Genomic DNA, 13,262 nt, shown 5'->3' on the forward strand with positions numbered 1-13,262 from the left:
TCGAATGCGGCGGATGCGAATCACGACTCACCTCCTTCTTTCTGCGTGTGTTGCGGCTGCGGTTGATACTCGTAGCGGTCGAGACTGAGAAGAAATCGAATAGACATAGCGGCCAACTGCACCGCCTCGATTCGGACCGCTTCCTTGCTGGATTTTTGTGGTTCGTAGGTGAGCTGAAGCACCTCCTTTTGAAGCTCGCCGAACTCTTCACCAACGACGCCAACGGCGTGCAGAGGATCGGTCGGCCAGACCGGAAACTTCCTCGTAGCGCGAGCAACCTCAGCGGCGATGAGTTCGATGATTGACGACAGATTAGCGAGGGACAGCCCCACGTGAGTGTAGCGGAGGTCCGCGACACAGTTGCGGGCGTGTTGGATGATCTTGCGGGTTTCGTCGTGGTTGGCGTATCCGCGCTCTTTGGTGAGGGTCAGTAGTGCCAAGTCGGCGAGGTTTTGCTCGATAAGATCAACGAGTTTGGCCGAGGTGAGTTTGTCGGTTTTCACGCTGCGCCCTCCTCAGCGCTAGGGGTGATGGCGATGCAGTCTGCTGCCTCGAGGTGGGCGAGCTTGATGTAGTCGCACCCTTCATCGGTGGCGAAGCGGCGGGCGCGCTGCAGGCGCGAGAAGAGGATTCGTTGCCGACCGGGTTGGCGCGACCACCGGCGCATGAGGTCGATCGCGTTCTTCCCACCGGCGATCTCCATCTTTGCGGCGATGGCTTTGAGGTCGGCCAGCGGCGTGAACTCCGGCAATTCGATGATCGTGTCCAGGCCACCCAAGCGGCCGACAAACTGTTCGAAGTAGCGCTGGTCGGCTCCCTCGCGGAAGATCTCGGTGAAGACCGGCGTCCAGTTCAGGATGATCGTGCAGCCGGTGTCGTCCTGCAGCTCCTGGAGATAGTTAAGGACGGGCTGGTTGGGTCCGTGGAGCTTGTTGTAGAGCTTCTGGATGTTGTCGACGATGATGGTGGAATCGGCGCGAACGCACTCGGTGATGCGCACGTTGCGCTCCTGCGCCGGTGCGCTGATCGAGACGCTGTAACAGCTTCCCAGCTTAACCTGGAACTTGGAGAGAGAGCCGCGCGAAGGTGCCTCGAGGTGCACCGTTTTGCCGTGGTTGTTGATCAGAGCGTAGCGCTTGGTCATGCGGCTCTTCCCGGTGCCGGTGCTGCCGACGATCCCGCCAAACTTGCAGACCTCGGTGGGCTCGCGCTTGGCGTCGATGTAGTCGGCGACGGATTGCCACGTGGGCGTCTCGACGAAGGCCATGCCGCCGGCCTCGCTGTTGAATACGACCCACGTGCGCAGGGCGTCGGCGATTTCCTTCACGGTTTCGCGCGACCCTTGGATCTTCCCCGTTCCCTTTTGACGGCGGAAATACTTCCCGCCGAGCAGCTGGTAGAAGAACGCGTCGGAGCGGTCGATGCGCAGCTCACTGCGCACCAGGTGAGCCAGCAGGGGATACTTGCCGGAGAACTCACGTTGATTGACCTGGTAGATGAAGAGGCAGTCCTCGAAGACTTCCTCGGGGTATCCAGCCTGGACCATCCGAGCTTCAAACTGGCTCAGATCCTTACGGATCGTGAGCCGACCCTCGGGCGGTTCGGCGGTGATTGCGGTGTTGCCCTTGGCAGGGGCGGTGGGTGCAGTTGCAGTCATGTTTACGATTGGCTGTCGTTGGTTTTTCGTGAACTAGGGCCGGTCGGCGTTGGCGCGCTGGCCGGTCCGTCTTGGTTGTAGGGGGAAGGTCAATACGTGGATTTTTCGCGCTGTTCGCGCAGGCGGCGGGCGCGCTCGGCATCGGAGCGGTTGTTGCGGAGGTTGGTGCTCTGGCGGCTGCGCTTCTCGCCCGCGGTCTCGGGCTCGGCTGGGCGGACGAACTCACCGGCCTGAGCGGTGCGCACGAGGTCGGCGTTGTGCTCGGCGGCTTCGGCGTCGCGGCGCATGAGGCCGCGACCGGCAGCGACCGCGGGGGCGAGGAGCTCGCGAGCGGCTTGCTGCTTCTGGCCGTAGGCGTGGGCCATCTGCGTGGCGTCGCCGTGAGTCGGGACCAGGGTGCGTTGCACCCAGCCCACGTAGGAGCCGCGGGCGTCGCAGAGGTGCATGCGGGTGGGGTCGATGGTGCTGACGAAGGTCGCGAACTTTTCACCCGCCGGGAGGCGGCAAGGCTCGCCATCGCTGGCGTAGCAGAGGCCCTCGTAGTGATGGGTGTCGGGACCGACCTCCATGTCGTCGAAGTGGAAGCGGCCGTCCTTCCCGAGCTTGCGTTCGGTGGCGTGCTCCATGCCTACGATGAGAGGCACGAAGTGAGCCGGCAGGCGGGTGAGCTGCGGGCGGTGCAGATCGAAGACCTCGCGGGGGCTCATGCGGCGCGGGTTGGTGAGCGAGGGGTCGGACTCCATCGCCAGGCGCAGGGCATCGCGCAACGCCGGGGCGAGTGCGGCCAGCTCGGAGGCCGGTTGCCAGGGCGCGCCCTTGTGCGTGCGCCAGTCGGTGGTGAGGAAGCCGCAGGCGTTCCACCCTTCCAGCTCGTGCTCGGTGCGCTGGTTCATCTCCTCCTGGATCCGGTCGGCGATCTCGATGGCCTGCCAGAGGCTCGGAGCGCCAAAGCGGAGCTGCTCGCGCACGGCGGGCGGAAGCGTGGCGGCGACCTTGACGAGTTGGGCGGCGTTGCGGTCGCGGCCGTAGAGGTCGTCGACCGCGTCGGTGCGGCTGTTGCTACCGGTCTGCGCGGGCATGAGACGGCGGTCGCTCATCTCGTTGTGCACAAGGTTGCCGAGGGATTCCAGCGCGGCCTTGAACTTGAAATTACCGCGGGACTGCCCACCGAAGAGGCCGGGCGCGACTGCGCCGTCGCCGATGCTGCCGCGCATGATCTTGAGGGCACCAGCAGAGGCGTCGAAGAGGTGTTTCTCCACCCGCTCGGAGACGCTCGCCGTGCCGTGCTCCATCATGAGCCAGCAGGCGTCGGCGTTGTATCCAAGATTGCACAACACGTGGACCAGGAGGAAGAGCAGTTCCTTTTCCTTGAGGCGCTCGAACTTGCCGGAGCGGTCGTTGAGGAGTTCGGGCTTCATGCCGCGGGCGGCTTGGCAGGCGGAGAGCAGCTCGATGCAGTGAAACTGGAGTAGTCGACGCAGGCCGGACTGACCCGGCACCATCACCTTGTGGTCGTGCCACATGTCGTCGAAAACCCAACGGCTGCCAAAGGCGAGACCGGCGCGAGTCGTGAGCACGCCCGGCACCAAGTCATAGGCGGCACGGATGCCGTGGCGGGCCATCGCATCCTGCACCGCGTCGGGGCGATATTTGCCGCGCATGAGGGTCTCGTAGGACATGCCGTCGGGCATGTCCTGCGACCAGGTGCTGTCCTCGAAACCGGGCGGCAGGATGCGTTGTTTCCAATCCCGTTGGATGGAGCGCCACGCGGCCTTGTGCTTTCCCCGGAAATCGGCGCAGCGCTGGTGCCAGTGGTCGACGAAGGCGGGGGGGAGGCCCTTGGTGACCGTGGGGGTCTTGGCCTTGTTGCGCAGCTCAAACCAGTCGCGATTGGCGGCGAGCCAGCGGTCGTAGTAGACCTTCCGGATGGTGCCCTCGCTGAGCACCGCGCCGGCGTGGGTGCGGCGGGTTTCGGCGAGGATCGCGGCGCGCTTATTGCGGGCGCTGTCGATGCGCAGGCAGAGATCGAGGCGGGCTTCCACGTAGGCCTTGCCCTCATCGCTGAGGGAGCCATAGCGCGGATCGGCCATCATGGCCGAGACGGTGAGGGCTGCGTTGTCGGCGACCATGGCTTAGAGCGTCTCCTTTACGGCGGCTGTCAGGTCGACCAGCAGGCCGTGGAGGGCCTTGCGTTGCGCCTGTGGGGCGGCGTTGAACGGGCGATCTTTGAGCGCCTCATCGAGCAGGTTTTGCAGCCGTTCGGTTTTGGTGCGGGCGACTTCGGCAGCGGCCTCGGCGGGGCTGGGTTGGGAGTCGGGGGCCTTGTGCCCCTTGCCGAGCGCACCGCCCTTGGCGGCTGATCCCTGCGGGGCTTTGGTGATGCCCCACTCCAGCATCAGCTCGGTCTGGGTCGCCCCATCGGTGATCTTGTGGACGGCGCGCTTGAGGGCGTCGCGTTCGTCGGTGGTGAGGGCGCTGGGCGGGGTGTCGATCAGCGCGGCGAGGTCGGTGCTGTCTTTGGCGAGGCGCTTGCGGGCCTGCTTGCCCATTTCCATCCAGCGCCAGGCGGTGGCCTCGGAGACGCCGATCTCCTCTTTCACGGCCGCGCCCCAACTTCTTTCATCGTGAAAGACGTTGAGATCGTTGCGGCGTCCGCGGCCCTTGTAGGATTGGTGGAGCTGGAGCAGCTCCATGCCTGCCATGACCTGGGAGCCGGTGGAGGCGGCGAGGTGGAGGCCGGCGAGGTCGACGTAGTGGCGGACCCGTTGCCAGGGCTCGGACTTGGCGGTCGTGATCGCCGGAGAGTCCGAGACGACTTCGACTTCGAGGGCGGGTTGTCTAGAGGCGGATTTAAGAATGGGTTTAGGCATGTGAAATCGGGGCAATAGGGGTCCAACGGGCGGGGTCTCCGGCGAAGAAGAAGCGCAACTCATCGAGCGTGGGCGGGCTGGCTGGGCCGTAGAAGCGGGCGAGCGTCGCCCAGCACTTCCCGTCCTGCCAAAGGACGCATTGGTAGAGCTGGAAGCCATCGGCGCTCAGGCCGGCATTGCGCACCACGCAGCCAGGTTCCGTCGGGGTCTGTTTCGGCAGAGGGATCATGGCTCAGGCTTGCTCCGAAGGTGTGACGGTGGTGTTTTCGCCGGATGAGTGACGCTGATCGGATACTTCGCCTGGAATCGGAGCTGGAGTCGCTGATGCGTGATCACGGTTCTCGGCTGGCGACACTCGAGGGCACGCTGAAGGTGCTGCAGGAGCAGGTTGTGAAGCTTGAGGAGCGGGTGTATTCCCACCAGGGGCAGGTCGCGGAGGTAGAGCGCTTGCGCGAAGACCTGCGTTCGTTGCGGCAGACGTTAGATAGGCTTCTGCTCGGATCGCCGCCTCTCCCGCCTCTGCCAAGAGATTGAGCGCGGTGCGGCGGGTGGTGAAGTCGACGTCGTCGAGGTGGTCGAAGAGGTGCAACCGCGCCTCGCGAAGCGCGGCGGATGCGCGAGTCGTTTGGAACAGCGCTACATGAAGGGTCTCGTGTTCGGATGGCATGGTGTCAGGCGGCGGTGGCAGGTTGTAGTTGGGAAATGGTTACGCGGCGGTCTTGAGGAGGTCGTCGATCTCAGCGCGGAGGGCGCGCAGGGAGCCCTTGGGAAGCTGCAGGAGGAACTCGCGACGGTGCTCCGGATCGGTGAGGCGGCGGACGATGAAATCGCGGTAGGAGTCGATGGGCACGCGATGCCGGGAGCGGGACGAACCGTTACCCTTGCCGTCTACCGAGAGCAGATCGCCGCTCTCGATCCAGCCGGCCACGTGGCGGGGGGTGAATCCGAGAGCCTCGGCGATTTCATGCACCGTCACGACGCGACGACCCGGAAAGTCGAGGCAGGCAAGGATGCGCGTGAACTCCAGTTGCTCAGGCATGTGATTATCCCTCCGATTTGCCTCCGATGCCCTTGATCAAGGCTTCGAGTTGCAGTTGGTGTTTTGCCGCCTCCCGGCGATGGTAGAGCGAGCGCTCTGCAAGCAAGGACTCGTTACCGGCAGAGTATTCGATGAGGCAGACCAGAATTGCTTCTTGGTCCTGGGGAGAGAGCGCATCGAAGTCGCGGTCACGATAAGCAAGCTTAGTGACGCGGAGCACTGCAGCCCGAAGAGCAGTCTCATCCATTGAGCACCTCCCTGATCTTGGACAGCACGCGTGGGTAGCGCCCGTGGTTGATTGCTTTACTGACGACAGAAACGTCGTGCCCGACCAACTCGGCTAGGTCGACGAGTCGGAGGTTCCGGCGCTTTCGGGCGACGAGAAGTTGAAATCGTTCTTGCTTTGGAGGCGTGCGGCGCATTGAAGTCTTGAAGAAGGTTCAAAAACTAGAACCTAACCAACTTCAACTATTAAATTGAATAGAGTTCAACATTCTCCGCCATGGACCTGGTAGATCGGCTCACTTCTACCCAGGAAGCTCTCGGCCTGAAAGGTTACCAGATGGCTGGCGAGCTAAGCATCACACCTGAGTGGTATTCCAAGATCACTCGGAGGCGCGAAACAGCCTCTGGGGACTTGGCGTTGCGACTTGATGAAATGCTGCGACGCCGCCGAATTGATCCCGCTTCATTTTTTGAGGGCGATTCAACTCTGATGGTAAATGAATCCCCCCTAGAAATAGGTGAAAGAACTCAGGTAGAAGCTCCGTTACAGAGGAAGAATGTCAGTGACTCGATTCCCGGCCGGGTGATTGCACCCAGTGATTATTTTTCACCCCCCTCACACCCTCCAGACGCAGAAGATATTCACGCTTACGTCGCGAAGCTGGTCGCCGCGACAGGCGGAGATCCGAAGCGCCTCGGATGGCTCATGGACGAGCTGCATACCCGATGTGAGGAACGCCGCTTACACTGGCTCAAAAACCCACCCCAAACATGAACACGCTCAAGCCGCCCCAATTCCTGATCTTGGCAATCGCTTTGCTCCCCGCGCGAATCCTGTTCGCTCAGGCAACCGTGTTTTCGGCCAGCTCCCCAGACGGATCATGGATCGATGCATCGATCTACTCTCAACCCAGTTTGGAGCCCTTTGATTTTGGAGCCCAAATCACAGTCGATCCCTCCTCGTTAACCATCAGTTTCGACGAGGTCGTTTTTTCCCTTCCAGCCTTCAGTGCGACAAACGCTTTCAGCTTTACCAACGGCTTCGGTCAGACCGACGACTACACGATTACAGCCGAGGTCGATGTGTCTTCTTTTCGTGTGACGATGCCAGAGCGCTCCTTTGATCTAGTCGCCGGAACGGGAGGAATCTACGTCGCGCAAAATTCCTATGCCTATTCACCGAGCACGTCTAGTGCCGTAGTCGAAGGGTCTTTCTCAGGAAGCTATTCCGTTGTTGGCCCCAATGGCACCACGTCTGGCAGCTTCGATAGTCAGATGGATGACCTGATCTACTACGCTTTTCCAGCACGTCTCGACACCTCCGATTGGCCGAATCAACTTACGTTCGAGAGCGCCTATAACTTCATGTTTGGAGTCAGTCAGGATCTTGTGACGGTTGAGGTTGACGGGCGAAGCATTTCAGCGGGAGTGCAGTCGTGGACGTTTAACGCGCAGATGAGTATCGGCCCCGCGTTCATTCCTGGTCAGCTCGAAAACCTTACGGCGGTTCCTGAACCTAGCGCCTTCGCCACCATCTTCGCGCTCGTTGCTCTCGGGTGGGTATTGTTTCTTCGACGAAGGGAGGGACGATGAGCTACACTGTTTTCTCGAAGTCGGAGAGCAGCCTCGGGCTAGAATGCTCTGTTTGTCACAAGGTGATCAAAGTCGAACGCGCCCGCCTTGGAACAGAGATTCAGTGCGTGTGTGGCCATCGAAACACGATTGTAAATGGGGACACTGGTCCGGCATCGGCGGAGGCGCCAACTCAAGAATCAAGTGACCCAAGTTTGGCTCATTGCCCGGATTGCAAGGGAGCCGTAGCGGCGACGGCTCATGTCTGTCCGCATTGTGGTTCCAGAAGGCGCTGGTATTGGCAGGGAATTGCTGCGCGACAGGGGGACGTTGGCCAGATCGTAAAAGCCGTTATTGGCGTCACCGGTTCCCTGATCGCACTGAGCTTTTTTGGCGGCTGTGTTTGGCTGCTCAATGGATAGCTACCTCCTCCTGTAGCCATGCCCGACATTCCGCTCTGGATCCTGATTCCCGCGGGCCTACTCGCATGGCTGGCGGGTATGGCGATTCTCTTCGGAATGATTAACGAGTTTCTCACCCGCGGACCTGAGTCCGATGAAGAACGAAAAGACGCGGACTAGACGATTCCGCGCACAAAAACCGGAATGGAGTGAACCGTGTGTATGGACGGGGTGACCCCCTCCTGAGGTCCTGTTAGTCTCGTGGCGTTCGTATGAGCGCCGCCGATACACTGCCAGCCAAATCCTCCAACCCGTCCATCCGGCGGGTCACCGATATCCGCGAAATCATCCACGCTGGCGCGGTGGAATCGGTCATCATGGCCGATGGCAAAGTGGCCATGCGATTCGGCACCCGCGAGGGCATCGTCGTGGTGATCTGCCCGCTCGATTCCTACGTCGCCGTTGCTCGTGCGTCACGTGATTATCATGGCCGGGCGTTTCCGGGCGGCGACAGCTCCGCTCGTGCTGAAGCCAGGAGCATATACCGGGATGATGCAGCCGCGAGCATGCCCAAGCAGGAGCCCGCACCCGCGGTCGAGTCTGTGCGTCCCCTCGTGGCTGCAGGGGCGCGTGTGCCGGTGTCCTTTTATGCGGAGGTCATGGAGGCCCTCGAGGCCGATGACGACCTCACCATTACCACCGCGGCGCAACGCCACGGGATGAAGGTGGCCCGCGTTTCGTTGGCGCTGCGAAAGCACTTCGCCGAGCGCCTGCAGGCGTGGAAGCACCGCCACTACGTCCTGCGCCGCATCGCCGCCGGCAAACCCGTCTCCGACGCCCAACGCGCCGAGGCCGGCCTCTCTATCCCCAAGCCTGCCGAGCAGGTTTGAAACGCCCCACTACAACCACGCCACGCCATGCCTAAGATCGATGTAAACCGAGTCGCCGACATCCTCAAACGCAACGAGATCGACCCCACGGTGCTCAACCAGGTCGTCTCCGAGATCAACGCCGTGCTCGAGATCGAAGCCGGCGAAGAGAAGCCGCCGCCCATCAAGAAGCAGTGGTGCATCCTGATCTCCGATCCAGAGGGCAAGCTGCCGGAGGGCGTCGATTTTGCTGGATGGGTGCTGCAGATCCCCGAGGGCGAGAGCCCCGCCTCCACGCAGGAGCGCATCAACCGCGCTGCCTACGATTTTAACGCCACCAAACGCGGACGTTTGCTTCCCGCCACGACCGTCGGCGAGGCGATGGAGAACGTCGCCGCCAAGCACTTCAAAGAGACCGGCGTCTACGTGAAGACGAAGGAGCCCGTCTTGATGCTCCGCACCGATAACCGGATCCCGCACGAGAAACTCGGCCGCACCGGCTGACCCCCACCTTGACCGCTCACGTCACCCGAAACCGCAACCCTCGATCATCATGAAACGATCCTCCCCATTCCGCTCCGGCCCCATCGCCTGGCTGATCGCCGCGCTCTTCCTTGCTCCCGTCATGCTCTTTGCCCAGGAGGCCGTCGACTCGGTCGCGACCGCCGCCGGTGAGACCGCGCTCGCGCTCACTTGGCAGCAGGCGCTCATTCCGGTGCTTACGCCGCTGATCATTGGTGGCGTGCGGTGGTTGCTCCCGAAGATTCCCAAGGTGTGGCTCCCGCTCGCCGCGCCCGTCATCGGCCTGCTCATCGATCTGGTGAGTCACTTCACGATGCAGACGGACATCAACCCCACGGTCGCCCTCGCGCTGGGTGCCGCCGGTGTGGGCCTGCGTGAAGCCAAGAAACAACTCTCGGGAGGCGGCACGGCCACGACGGCCTCGCCGTGAGGCATGCTCGCCGCGCTCACCGCTGCCCTGCACGCCCTCGCCGCCTACCTGCGAATCAAAGCCCTCCTCATCCCGGAGAAGATCCAAGATGACATCGACGAAATCGAAGATGAGATCAATCGCCTGCGTAATGCTGGTGACCCTGAGTCTCAGTGTCGCGCTGATCGGTTGCGGGACCGTCTCGCCCGTCGTCGCGGACTCGCCACGGCAGTTGCATCAGCCCGACGTCCTCCGCCTGCCGCAGGGCCAAGCGGTGCAGTCGACGGACGGGATCCACACGCCGGAAGTGGATGAAGTCTGGCACAGCGATCGGCGTTACCGCGAGCTGGAGACCGAATTGATCAACGCCATGGCGGCGCTCGCCGCCCTCCAGGCAAAGGAGGCCACGCGATGAGTCCCTTCGTCTTCTGGCCTCTCGCCATCACGGCGGGCCTGTTCTTCGGCTGGTTCCTGGTCTTTCTGGGCGACCGCCGCCGCGGCAACGACGAGACTCGCTGGCTGGGCACCATCTTGGTCGGCATCGGTGCGATCCTCGCCAGCCTGATCGCCTGGTGCACCTCGGGCTTCATTTGGTGGCTGGGAGGTGTCGCTTGATGCCGCTCATACTCGCCGAGCTCTCTTTCGATGCGGTCGTCTTCGCCGGCGTGATGGGATCACTCGGCGCGGCGATGTGGCTCTACAACGAAGGGCGCAAGGCTTTCGGCCATAACCCACCGCTGCACCGCTCCTACGTTGGTCGGGAGGAATACGACCGGGATCAAAAGGACAACGCCAAGCGCCACGACGGCGCGAAGGAATCTCGCGACAAGATGCACAACCAGCTCACCGACGCGAAAAGCGAGATAGCGGGCCTAAAGGCCAACCAGACTGCCACCAACCAGTGGCTGCATCGCATCGATACCAAGATCGACCAACTCCTCTCGCAAAAACGATGACACCCGCTGAAGTCCAGTCTCTCTACATTGCTCTCCTACAGGCCCTGCGGGCCCAGGGCGAAGTCGGCATGCCGGCTGATCGCCTGCTCAATGGTGTGCGAATCGCGGGGTTCACTACTGATCTTCCCACGCTCAACTCACACCTGCGCATGCTCTGCGATCGCAGTTGGGTGGCAGGGTGGGAAAGCGGCCTCGGTGGTCGTCGTTACCGCATAACGGGATTGGGCGAGAGCCAACTCACGGAGGCAGGTCTCTGATGAGCCACGCATCTAAAATCATTTTAGTCCCTTTCCTCGGCCTGGCAGCCGTAGCGAACGCGCCCCGACAGGCGGCAGTGGTTGTAGTCGTAAAAACCCCGGCGGGCGGTGGTGTCGGTCACCGTCGCTCCATCGCCCGTCGGGCAACATTTTGTGGTCCGCGCTCCGCGTCGGAAGTTGGCCTGAGCCAACCGCGCGCTGGTATGGACGGGGCGGGAGTGAGCGCGACTCCCGCCCGATTGGAGGCCGTCGCCTGATGCCGACCAAGATCGAGAAGCACCTCTCCCACGAAGAGCTTGGTGAGTTCTGCCAGCGGCTGCTGGAAATGCCGGGGCAGGAGCGCACGCTCGCCGGGATCCAAGGTCTCGCGGCCGAGTATGGCATCACCGTGAGCCATGAGGGCGCCCGCTCGTTCAAGGGCGGTCCCTTCGCGCGCTACATCGAGAAACTCGAAGCCGGCAAGCGCACCCGCGACGCCCTGGTGCACGCGGCGGGCGCAGGTATCCATCCACTGGATGCGATCGAAGAGGCGATGGTCATCGAGCTGCAGGACCATCTCACCGAGGCTGAGGAAATCGATGTGAAGTTCGTCATCGGCCAGGTGATGAAGCTGCGCACCTCCATTTCCATGCGGGAAGAGACCCGTCGCAAACAAACCGACCTCGAGCGCAAGCTCCGCGAGTCGGAGAAGAAGATCCAGATCGCCGATAGCGAACTGCGGATACGCGACGAACGCATCGCGAAACTCGAACGCGAGCGCGAGGCGTGGGAGCAGAAAAAACGTGAACTTGCCGCTCAGGCCGAAGCCCTGCGCGACAGCAAACCCGGAAGCGATGACGAGCTGCGCGAGAAGGTCGTCGACCTGATCGATCGCGCCGTGGGCCTCAAGCGATGAACGCCCTGCTGATCCTTTGCCTACTCATGACCAACGTTCTCCCCAGTAAGATCGACTCGGAGCAAGAAGCCTCGCGCTATTTCCTGCCGTATCAGCTCGATCACATCGGGCACGAGGAACGGCTTTCGGTTTGGGAAAAGTCCTTCCGCATCGGTGCGACTTGGGCGGACGCGTTTCGCAATGTGCGCAAGCGCCTGCGCTTCAAGAAACGCGACTACCTCTTCGCCACGCGGGACTACCCGTCGGCCATCGAATACATGGAGCAGGCGCGCCAGTTCTGCGAGATCTACAACCACACCAAGAGCATCGTGAATCACGGTGAGGAGGAGTGGAAAGTGCCGGTGCGTAAGAGCGATGGCACTCCGGCCGGCTTCACCGAGACCATCAAGGTGTCGTTCATAAAATTCGACAACGGGAGCCGCATCATCGCGTTTTCCTCCAACCCCAACGCGATGCTGGTCTACGGCGGCGACGTGGGGCTCGATGAGTTCCCGCGCCATCAGCGTGCGGAGGAACTCTACCAGGTCGCTCAGGCCCGCGTGACGTGGGGCTACGATCTCGACATGTGGGGCAGCCACTTCGGCAACGATACGCTGTTCTATCAGATTGCCCAGGACGGCCGCGCCGGTCGCGGCGGGTGGCGTCACCGGATGGTGACGATCGTCGACGCGGTAAACCAAGGCCTGGTCGAGAAGATCAACGCCACCCGCGGCACCAACTTCACCCGAGAGGGCTTCATCGCGGATTGCCGTAAGCGGGCCCGTGACGAGGCAACCTACGAGGAAGCCTACATGTGCAACCCGCGTGGGGGCACCGCGGTCATCGTGCCCTGGTCGCAGATCGAGTTGTGTATGGGTGCCTACGAGGCCGAGCGTCTTCATCTCGAGGCGACGCAGATCTCCGAGATGTTCGGCGACTATTCCACCGCTACGGAGCAGGATCGAGCACGACAAATCCGGAGCTTTCTGGACGCGACTTTCCCAGAGTTGTTCACCCGCGATGCGCATCACCACCTTGGATACGATGTCGCAGCGAGCGGACGCGGTGACCTCGCAGCCATTTACGTCGATGAGAAGGCTGGCGACACGCAAACGCTGCGTGGCCTCATGACCTGGCGCACCGACGACTGGAACTTCCACGACGTTGTGACGCATCACTTCATGAAGCGGGTCTGTGCCGTGCGGGGTGCCGGTGACGAAACCGGCCTTGGTCGGAAAATCTGTTGGGAGCTCGCGAAGAAATTCCCCGGCCGCTTCCAGCAGGTAAACTTCGCCAGCAGCAAACACGACATGGGCTTCTCGCTCATGAACCAATTGTCCACCGCGCAGAAACGGTTCCCGCGCGAGTGGCAAGACGTGGCGCTCGATTTCTTCGCGCTGCGCAAGACGCACAATGGCAAGAAGTGGCTCTTCAGCGAAGGAACCAATAACATGCTCTCTTACTCCCACTGCGACATTGCGTGGGGCGGTGGCCTGAGCACCGAGGCCAGCAAGTCGACCGGCTACCAGGGCAAGACCGAGGACTTCCAGGCATGGGGTAAACCACGCGGCGCTGGGCGCGACCGTAGCAACTTTTCGATGGAGGGCTGAC

At 62.2% G+C, this 13,262-nt stretch carries 20 protein-coding genes; 13 read left to right on the top strand and 7 right to left on the bottom strand.

Annotated features, from left to right (window positions below):
* Positions 1 to 20: 20 nt before the first annotated feature.
* The 5 genes from K1X11_RS08155 to K1X11_RS08175 all read right to left on the bottom strand — a co-directional run bounded on the left by K1X11_RS08155 (position 21) and on the right by K1X11_RS08175 (position 4,756).
* Positions 21 to 503 (bottom strand): hypothetical protein, encoded by a 483-nt coding sequence (locus K1X11_RS08155; RefSeq protein ID WP_221029930.1) that lies wholly within the window; start codon positions 501 to 503, stop codon positions 21 to 23.
* Positions 500 to 1,657 (bottom strand): AAA family ATPase, encoded by a 1,158-nt coding sequence (locus K1X11_RS08160; protein ID WP_221029929.1) that lies wholly within the window; start codon positions 1,655 to 1,657, stop codon positions 500 to 502. Before K1X11_RS08160 ends, K1X11_RS08155 begins: the two co-directional genes overlap by 4 nt.
* Positions 1,658 to 1,746: 89 nt before the next feature.
* Entirely contained in the window at positions 1,747 to 3,786 is a 2,040-nt protein-coding gene (locus K1X11_RS08165; RefSeq protein ID WP_221029928.1) for a hypothetical protein, read from the bottom strand.
* Between the two features lie 3 nt (positions 3,787 to 3,789).
* The gene (locus K1X11_RS08170) at positions 3,790 to 4,527 is read right to left on the bottom strand and encodes a hypothetical protein (protein ID WP_221029927.1); all 738 of its coding nucleotides are present in this window, start codon (positions 4,525 to 4,527) and stop codon (positions 3,790 to 3,792) included.
* Complete coding sequence (locus tag K1X11_RS08175; protein ID WP_221029926.1) at positions 4,520 to 4,756, bottom strand: hypothetical protein; 237 nt, start codon at positions 4,754 to 4,756, stop codon at positions 4,520 to 4,522. The genes K1X11_RS08170 and K1X11_RS08175 overlap by 8 nt, the downstream gene beginning before the upstream one ends.
* A 44-nt stretch (positions 4,757 to 4,800) precedes the next feature.
* On the opposite strand from K1X11_RS08175, the gene K1X11_RS08180 reads away from it, so the two are divergent.
* Complete coding sequence (locus K1X11_RS08180) at positions 4,801 to 5,061, top strand: hypothetical protein (RefSeq protein ID WP_221029925.1); 261 nt, start codon at positions 4,801 to 4,803, stop codon at positions 5,059 to 5,061.
* A 172-nt stretch (positions 5,062 to 5,233) separates the two neighbouring features.
* Here K1X11_RS08180 and K1X11_RS08185 read toward each other — a convergent pair whose 3' ends face one another.
* The gene (locus K1X11_RS08185; RefSeq protein WP_221029924.1) at positions 5,234 to 5,566 is read right to left on the bottom strand and encodes a hypothetical protein; all 333 of its coding nucleotides are present in this window, start codon (positions 5,564 to 5,566) and stop codon (positions 5,234 to 5,236) included.
* A 4-nt stretch (positions 5,567 to 5,570) separates the two neighbouring features.
* Positions 5,571 to 5,813 (bottom strand): hypothetical protein, encoded by a 243-nt coding sequence (locus K1X11_RS08190; RefSeq protein ID WP_221029923.1) that lies wholly within the window; start codon positions 5,811 to 5,813, stop codon positions 5,571 to 5,573.
* A gap of 255 nt (positions 5,814 to 6,068) precedes the next feature.
* Between K1X11_RS08190 and K1X11_RS08195 the strand changes: the two genes are divergently transcribed.
* From K1X11_RS08195 to K1X11_RS08250, 12 genes are all read left to right on the top strand, one after another.
* Positions 6,069 to 6,566: a hypothetical protein gene (locus K1X11_RS08195; protein WP_221029922.1), complete on the top strand. Its 498-nt coding sequence runs from the start codon at positions 6,069 to 6,071 to the stop codon at positions 6,564 to 6,566.
* On the top strand, positions 6,563 to 7,384 hold the full coding sequence (locus K1X11_RS08200) for a hypothetical protein (RefSeq protein ID WP_221029921.1): 822 nt from the start codon (positions 6,563 to 6,565) through the stop codon (positions 7,382 to 7,384). The genes K1X11_RS08195 and K1X11_RS08200 overlap by 4 nt, the downstream gene beginning before the upstream one ends.
* A gap of 419 nt (positions 7,385 to 7,803) precedes the next feature.
* Positions 7,804 to 7,944 (top strand): hypothetical protein, encoded by a 141-nt coding sequence (locus tag K1X11_RS08205; RefSeq protein WP_221029920.1) that lies wholly within the window; start codon positions 7,804 to 7,806, stop codon positions 7,942 to 7,944.
* Between the two features lie 92 nt (positions 7,945 to 8,036).
* Complete coding sequence (locus K1X11_RS08210) at positions 8,037 to 8,654, top strand: hypothetical protein (protein ID WP_221029919.1); 618 nt, start codon at positions 8,037 to 8,039, stop codon at positions 8,652 to 8,654.
* 27 nt (positions 8,655 to 8,681) lie between these two features.
* On the top strand, positions 8,682 to 9,137 hold the full coding sequence (locus K1X11_RS08215) for a hypothetical protein (RefSeq protein WP_221029918.1): 456 nt from the start codon (positions 8,682 to 8,684) through the stop codon (positions 9,135 to 9,137).
* Positions 9,138 to 9,186: 49 nt separating this feature from the next.
* Positions 9,187 to 9,585 (top strand): hypothetical protein, encoded by a 399-nt coding sequence (locus K1X11_RS08220; RefSeq protein ID WP_221029917.1) that lies wholly within the window; start codon positions 9,187 to 9,189, stop codon positions 9,583 to 9,585.
* 136 nt (positions 9,586 to 9,721) lie between these two features.
* Entirely contained in the window at positions 9,722 to 9,979 is a 258-nt protein-coding gene (locus K1X11_RS08225; RefSeq protein ID WP_221029916.1) for a hypothetical protein, read from the top strand.
* Complete coding sequence (locus K1X11_RS08230) at positions 9,976 to 10,179, top strand: DUF4175 domain-containing protein (RefSeq protein WP_221029915.1); 204 nt, start codon at positions 9,976 to 9,978, stop codon at positions 10,177 to 10,179. The genes K1X11_RS08225 and K1X11_RS08230 overlap by 4 nt, the downstream gene beginning before the upstream one ends.
* Positions 10,179 to 10,520 carry a hypothetical protein gene (locus tag K1X11_RS08235; protein WP_221029914.1) on the top strand — a complete coding sequence of 114 codons (342 nt, stop codon included), beginning with the start codon at positions 10,179 to 10,181 and terminating at the stop codon, positions 10,518 to 10,520. The genes K1X11_RS08230 and K1X11_RS08235 overlap by 1 nt, the downstream gene beginning before the upstream one ends.
* The gene (locus tag K1X11_RS08240; protein ID WP_221029913.1) at positions 10,517 to 10,777 is read left to right on the top strand and encodes a hypothetical protein; all 261 of its coding nucleotides are present in this window, start codon (positions 10,517 to 10,519) and stop codon (positions 10,775 to 10,777) included. The genes K1X11_RS08235 and K1X11_RS08240 overlap by 4 nt, the downstream gene beginning before the upstream one ends.
* Positions 10,778 to 11,033: 256 nt before the next feature.
* Positions 11,034 to 11,672 (top strand): hypothetical protein, encoded by a 639-nt coding sequence (locus tag K1X11_RS08245; protein ID WP_221029912.1) that lies wholly within the window; start codon positions 11,034 to 11,036, stop codon positions 11,670 to 11,672.
* A 26-nt stretch (positions 11,673 to 11,698) separates the two neighbouring features.
* A complete protein-coding gene (locus K1X11_RS08250) occupies positions 11,699 to 13,261 on the top strand; it encodes a terminase large subunit domain-containing protein (RefSeq protein ID WP_225919314.1) in 1,563 nt (520 codons plus the stop codon).
* Position 13,262 lies beyond the last annotated feature (1 nt).

The organism is Actomonas aquatica, assembly GCF_019679435.2.
Lineage (GTDB): Bacteria > Verrucomicrobiota > Verrucomicrobiia > Opitutales > Opitutaceae > Actomonas > Actomonas aquatica.

Excerpts from the sequence above, each read along its gene's own strand:
- K1X11_RS08220 (WP_221029917.1), top strand. The coding sequence starts at position 9,187 with ATGAAACGATCCTCCCCATTCCGCTCCGGCCCCATCGCCTGGCTGATC.
- K1X11_RS08175 (WP_221029926.1), bottom strand. The coding sequence starts at position 4,756 with ATGATCCCTCTGCCGAAACAGACCCCGACGGAACCTGGCTGCGTGGTG.
- K1X11_RS08185 (WP_221029924.1), bottom strand. The coding sequence starts at position 5,566 with ATGCCTGAGCAACTGGAGTTCACGCGCATCCTTGCCTGCCTCGACTTT.
- K1X11_RS08250 (WP_225919314.1), top strand. The coding sequence starts at position 11,699 with ATGACCAACGTTCTCCCCAGTAAGATCGACTCGGAGCAAGAAGCCTCG.
- K1X11_RS08210 (WP_221029919.1), top strand. The coding sequence starts at position 8,037 with ATGAGCGCCGCCGATACACTGCCAGCCAAATCCTCCAACCCGTCCATC.
- K1X11_RS08165 (WP_221029928.1), bottom strand. The coding sequence starts at position 3,786 with ATGGTCGCCGACAACGCAGCCCTCACCGTCTCGGCCATGATGGCCGAT.
- K1X11_RS08195 (WP_221029922.1), top strand. The coding sequence starts at position 6,069 with ATGGACCTGGTAGATCGGCTCACTTCTACCCAGGAAGCTCTCGGCCTG.
- K1X11_RS08235 (WP_221029914.1), top strand. The coding sequence starts at position 10,179 with ATGCCGCTCATACTCGCCGAGCTCTCTTTCGATGCGGTCGTCTTCGCC.
- K1X11_RS08200 (WP_221029921.1), top strand. The coding sequence starts at position 6,563 with ATGAACACGCTCAAGCCGCCCCAATTCCTGATCTTGGCAATCGCTTTG.
- K1X11_RS08170 (WP_221029927.1), bottom strand. The coding sequence starts at position 4,527 with ATGCCTAAACCCATTCTTAAATCCGCCTCTAGACAACCCGCCCTCGAA.
- K1X11_RS08160 (WP_221029929.1), bottom strand. The coding sequence starts at position 1,657 with ATGACTGCAACTGCACCCACCGCCCCTGCCAAGGGCAACACCGCAATC.
- K1X11_RS08215 (WP_221029918.1), top strand. The coding sequence starts at position 8,682 with ATGCCTAAGATCGATGTAAACCGAGTCGCCGACATCCTCAAACGCAAC.
- K1X11_RS08180 (WP_221029925.1), top strand. The coding sequence starts at position 4,801 with ATGAGTGACGCTGATCGGATACTTCGCCTGGAATCGGAGCTGGAGTCG.
- K1X11_RS08240 (WP_221029913.1), top strand. The coding sequence starts at position 10,517 with ATGACACCCGCTGAAGTCCAGTCTCTCTACATTGCTCTCCTACAGGCC.
- K1X11_RS08245 (WP_221029912.1), top strand. The coding sequence starts at position 11,034 with ATGCCGACCAAGATCGAGAAGCACCTCTCCCACGAAGAGCTTGGTGAG.
- K1X11_RS08230 (WP_221029915.1), top strand. The coding sequence starts at position 9,976 with ATGAGTCCCTTCGTCTTCTGGCCTCTCGCCATCACGGCGGGCCTGTTC.
- K1X11_RS08205 (WP_221029920.1), top strand. The coding sequence starts at position 7,804 with ATGCCCGACATTCCGCTCTGGATCCTGATTCCCGCGGGCCTACTCGCA.
- K1X11_RS08190 (WP_221029923.1), bottom strand. The coding sequence starts at position 5,813 with ATGGATGAGACTGCTCTTCGGGCTGCAGTGCTCCGCGTCACTAAGCTT.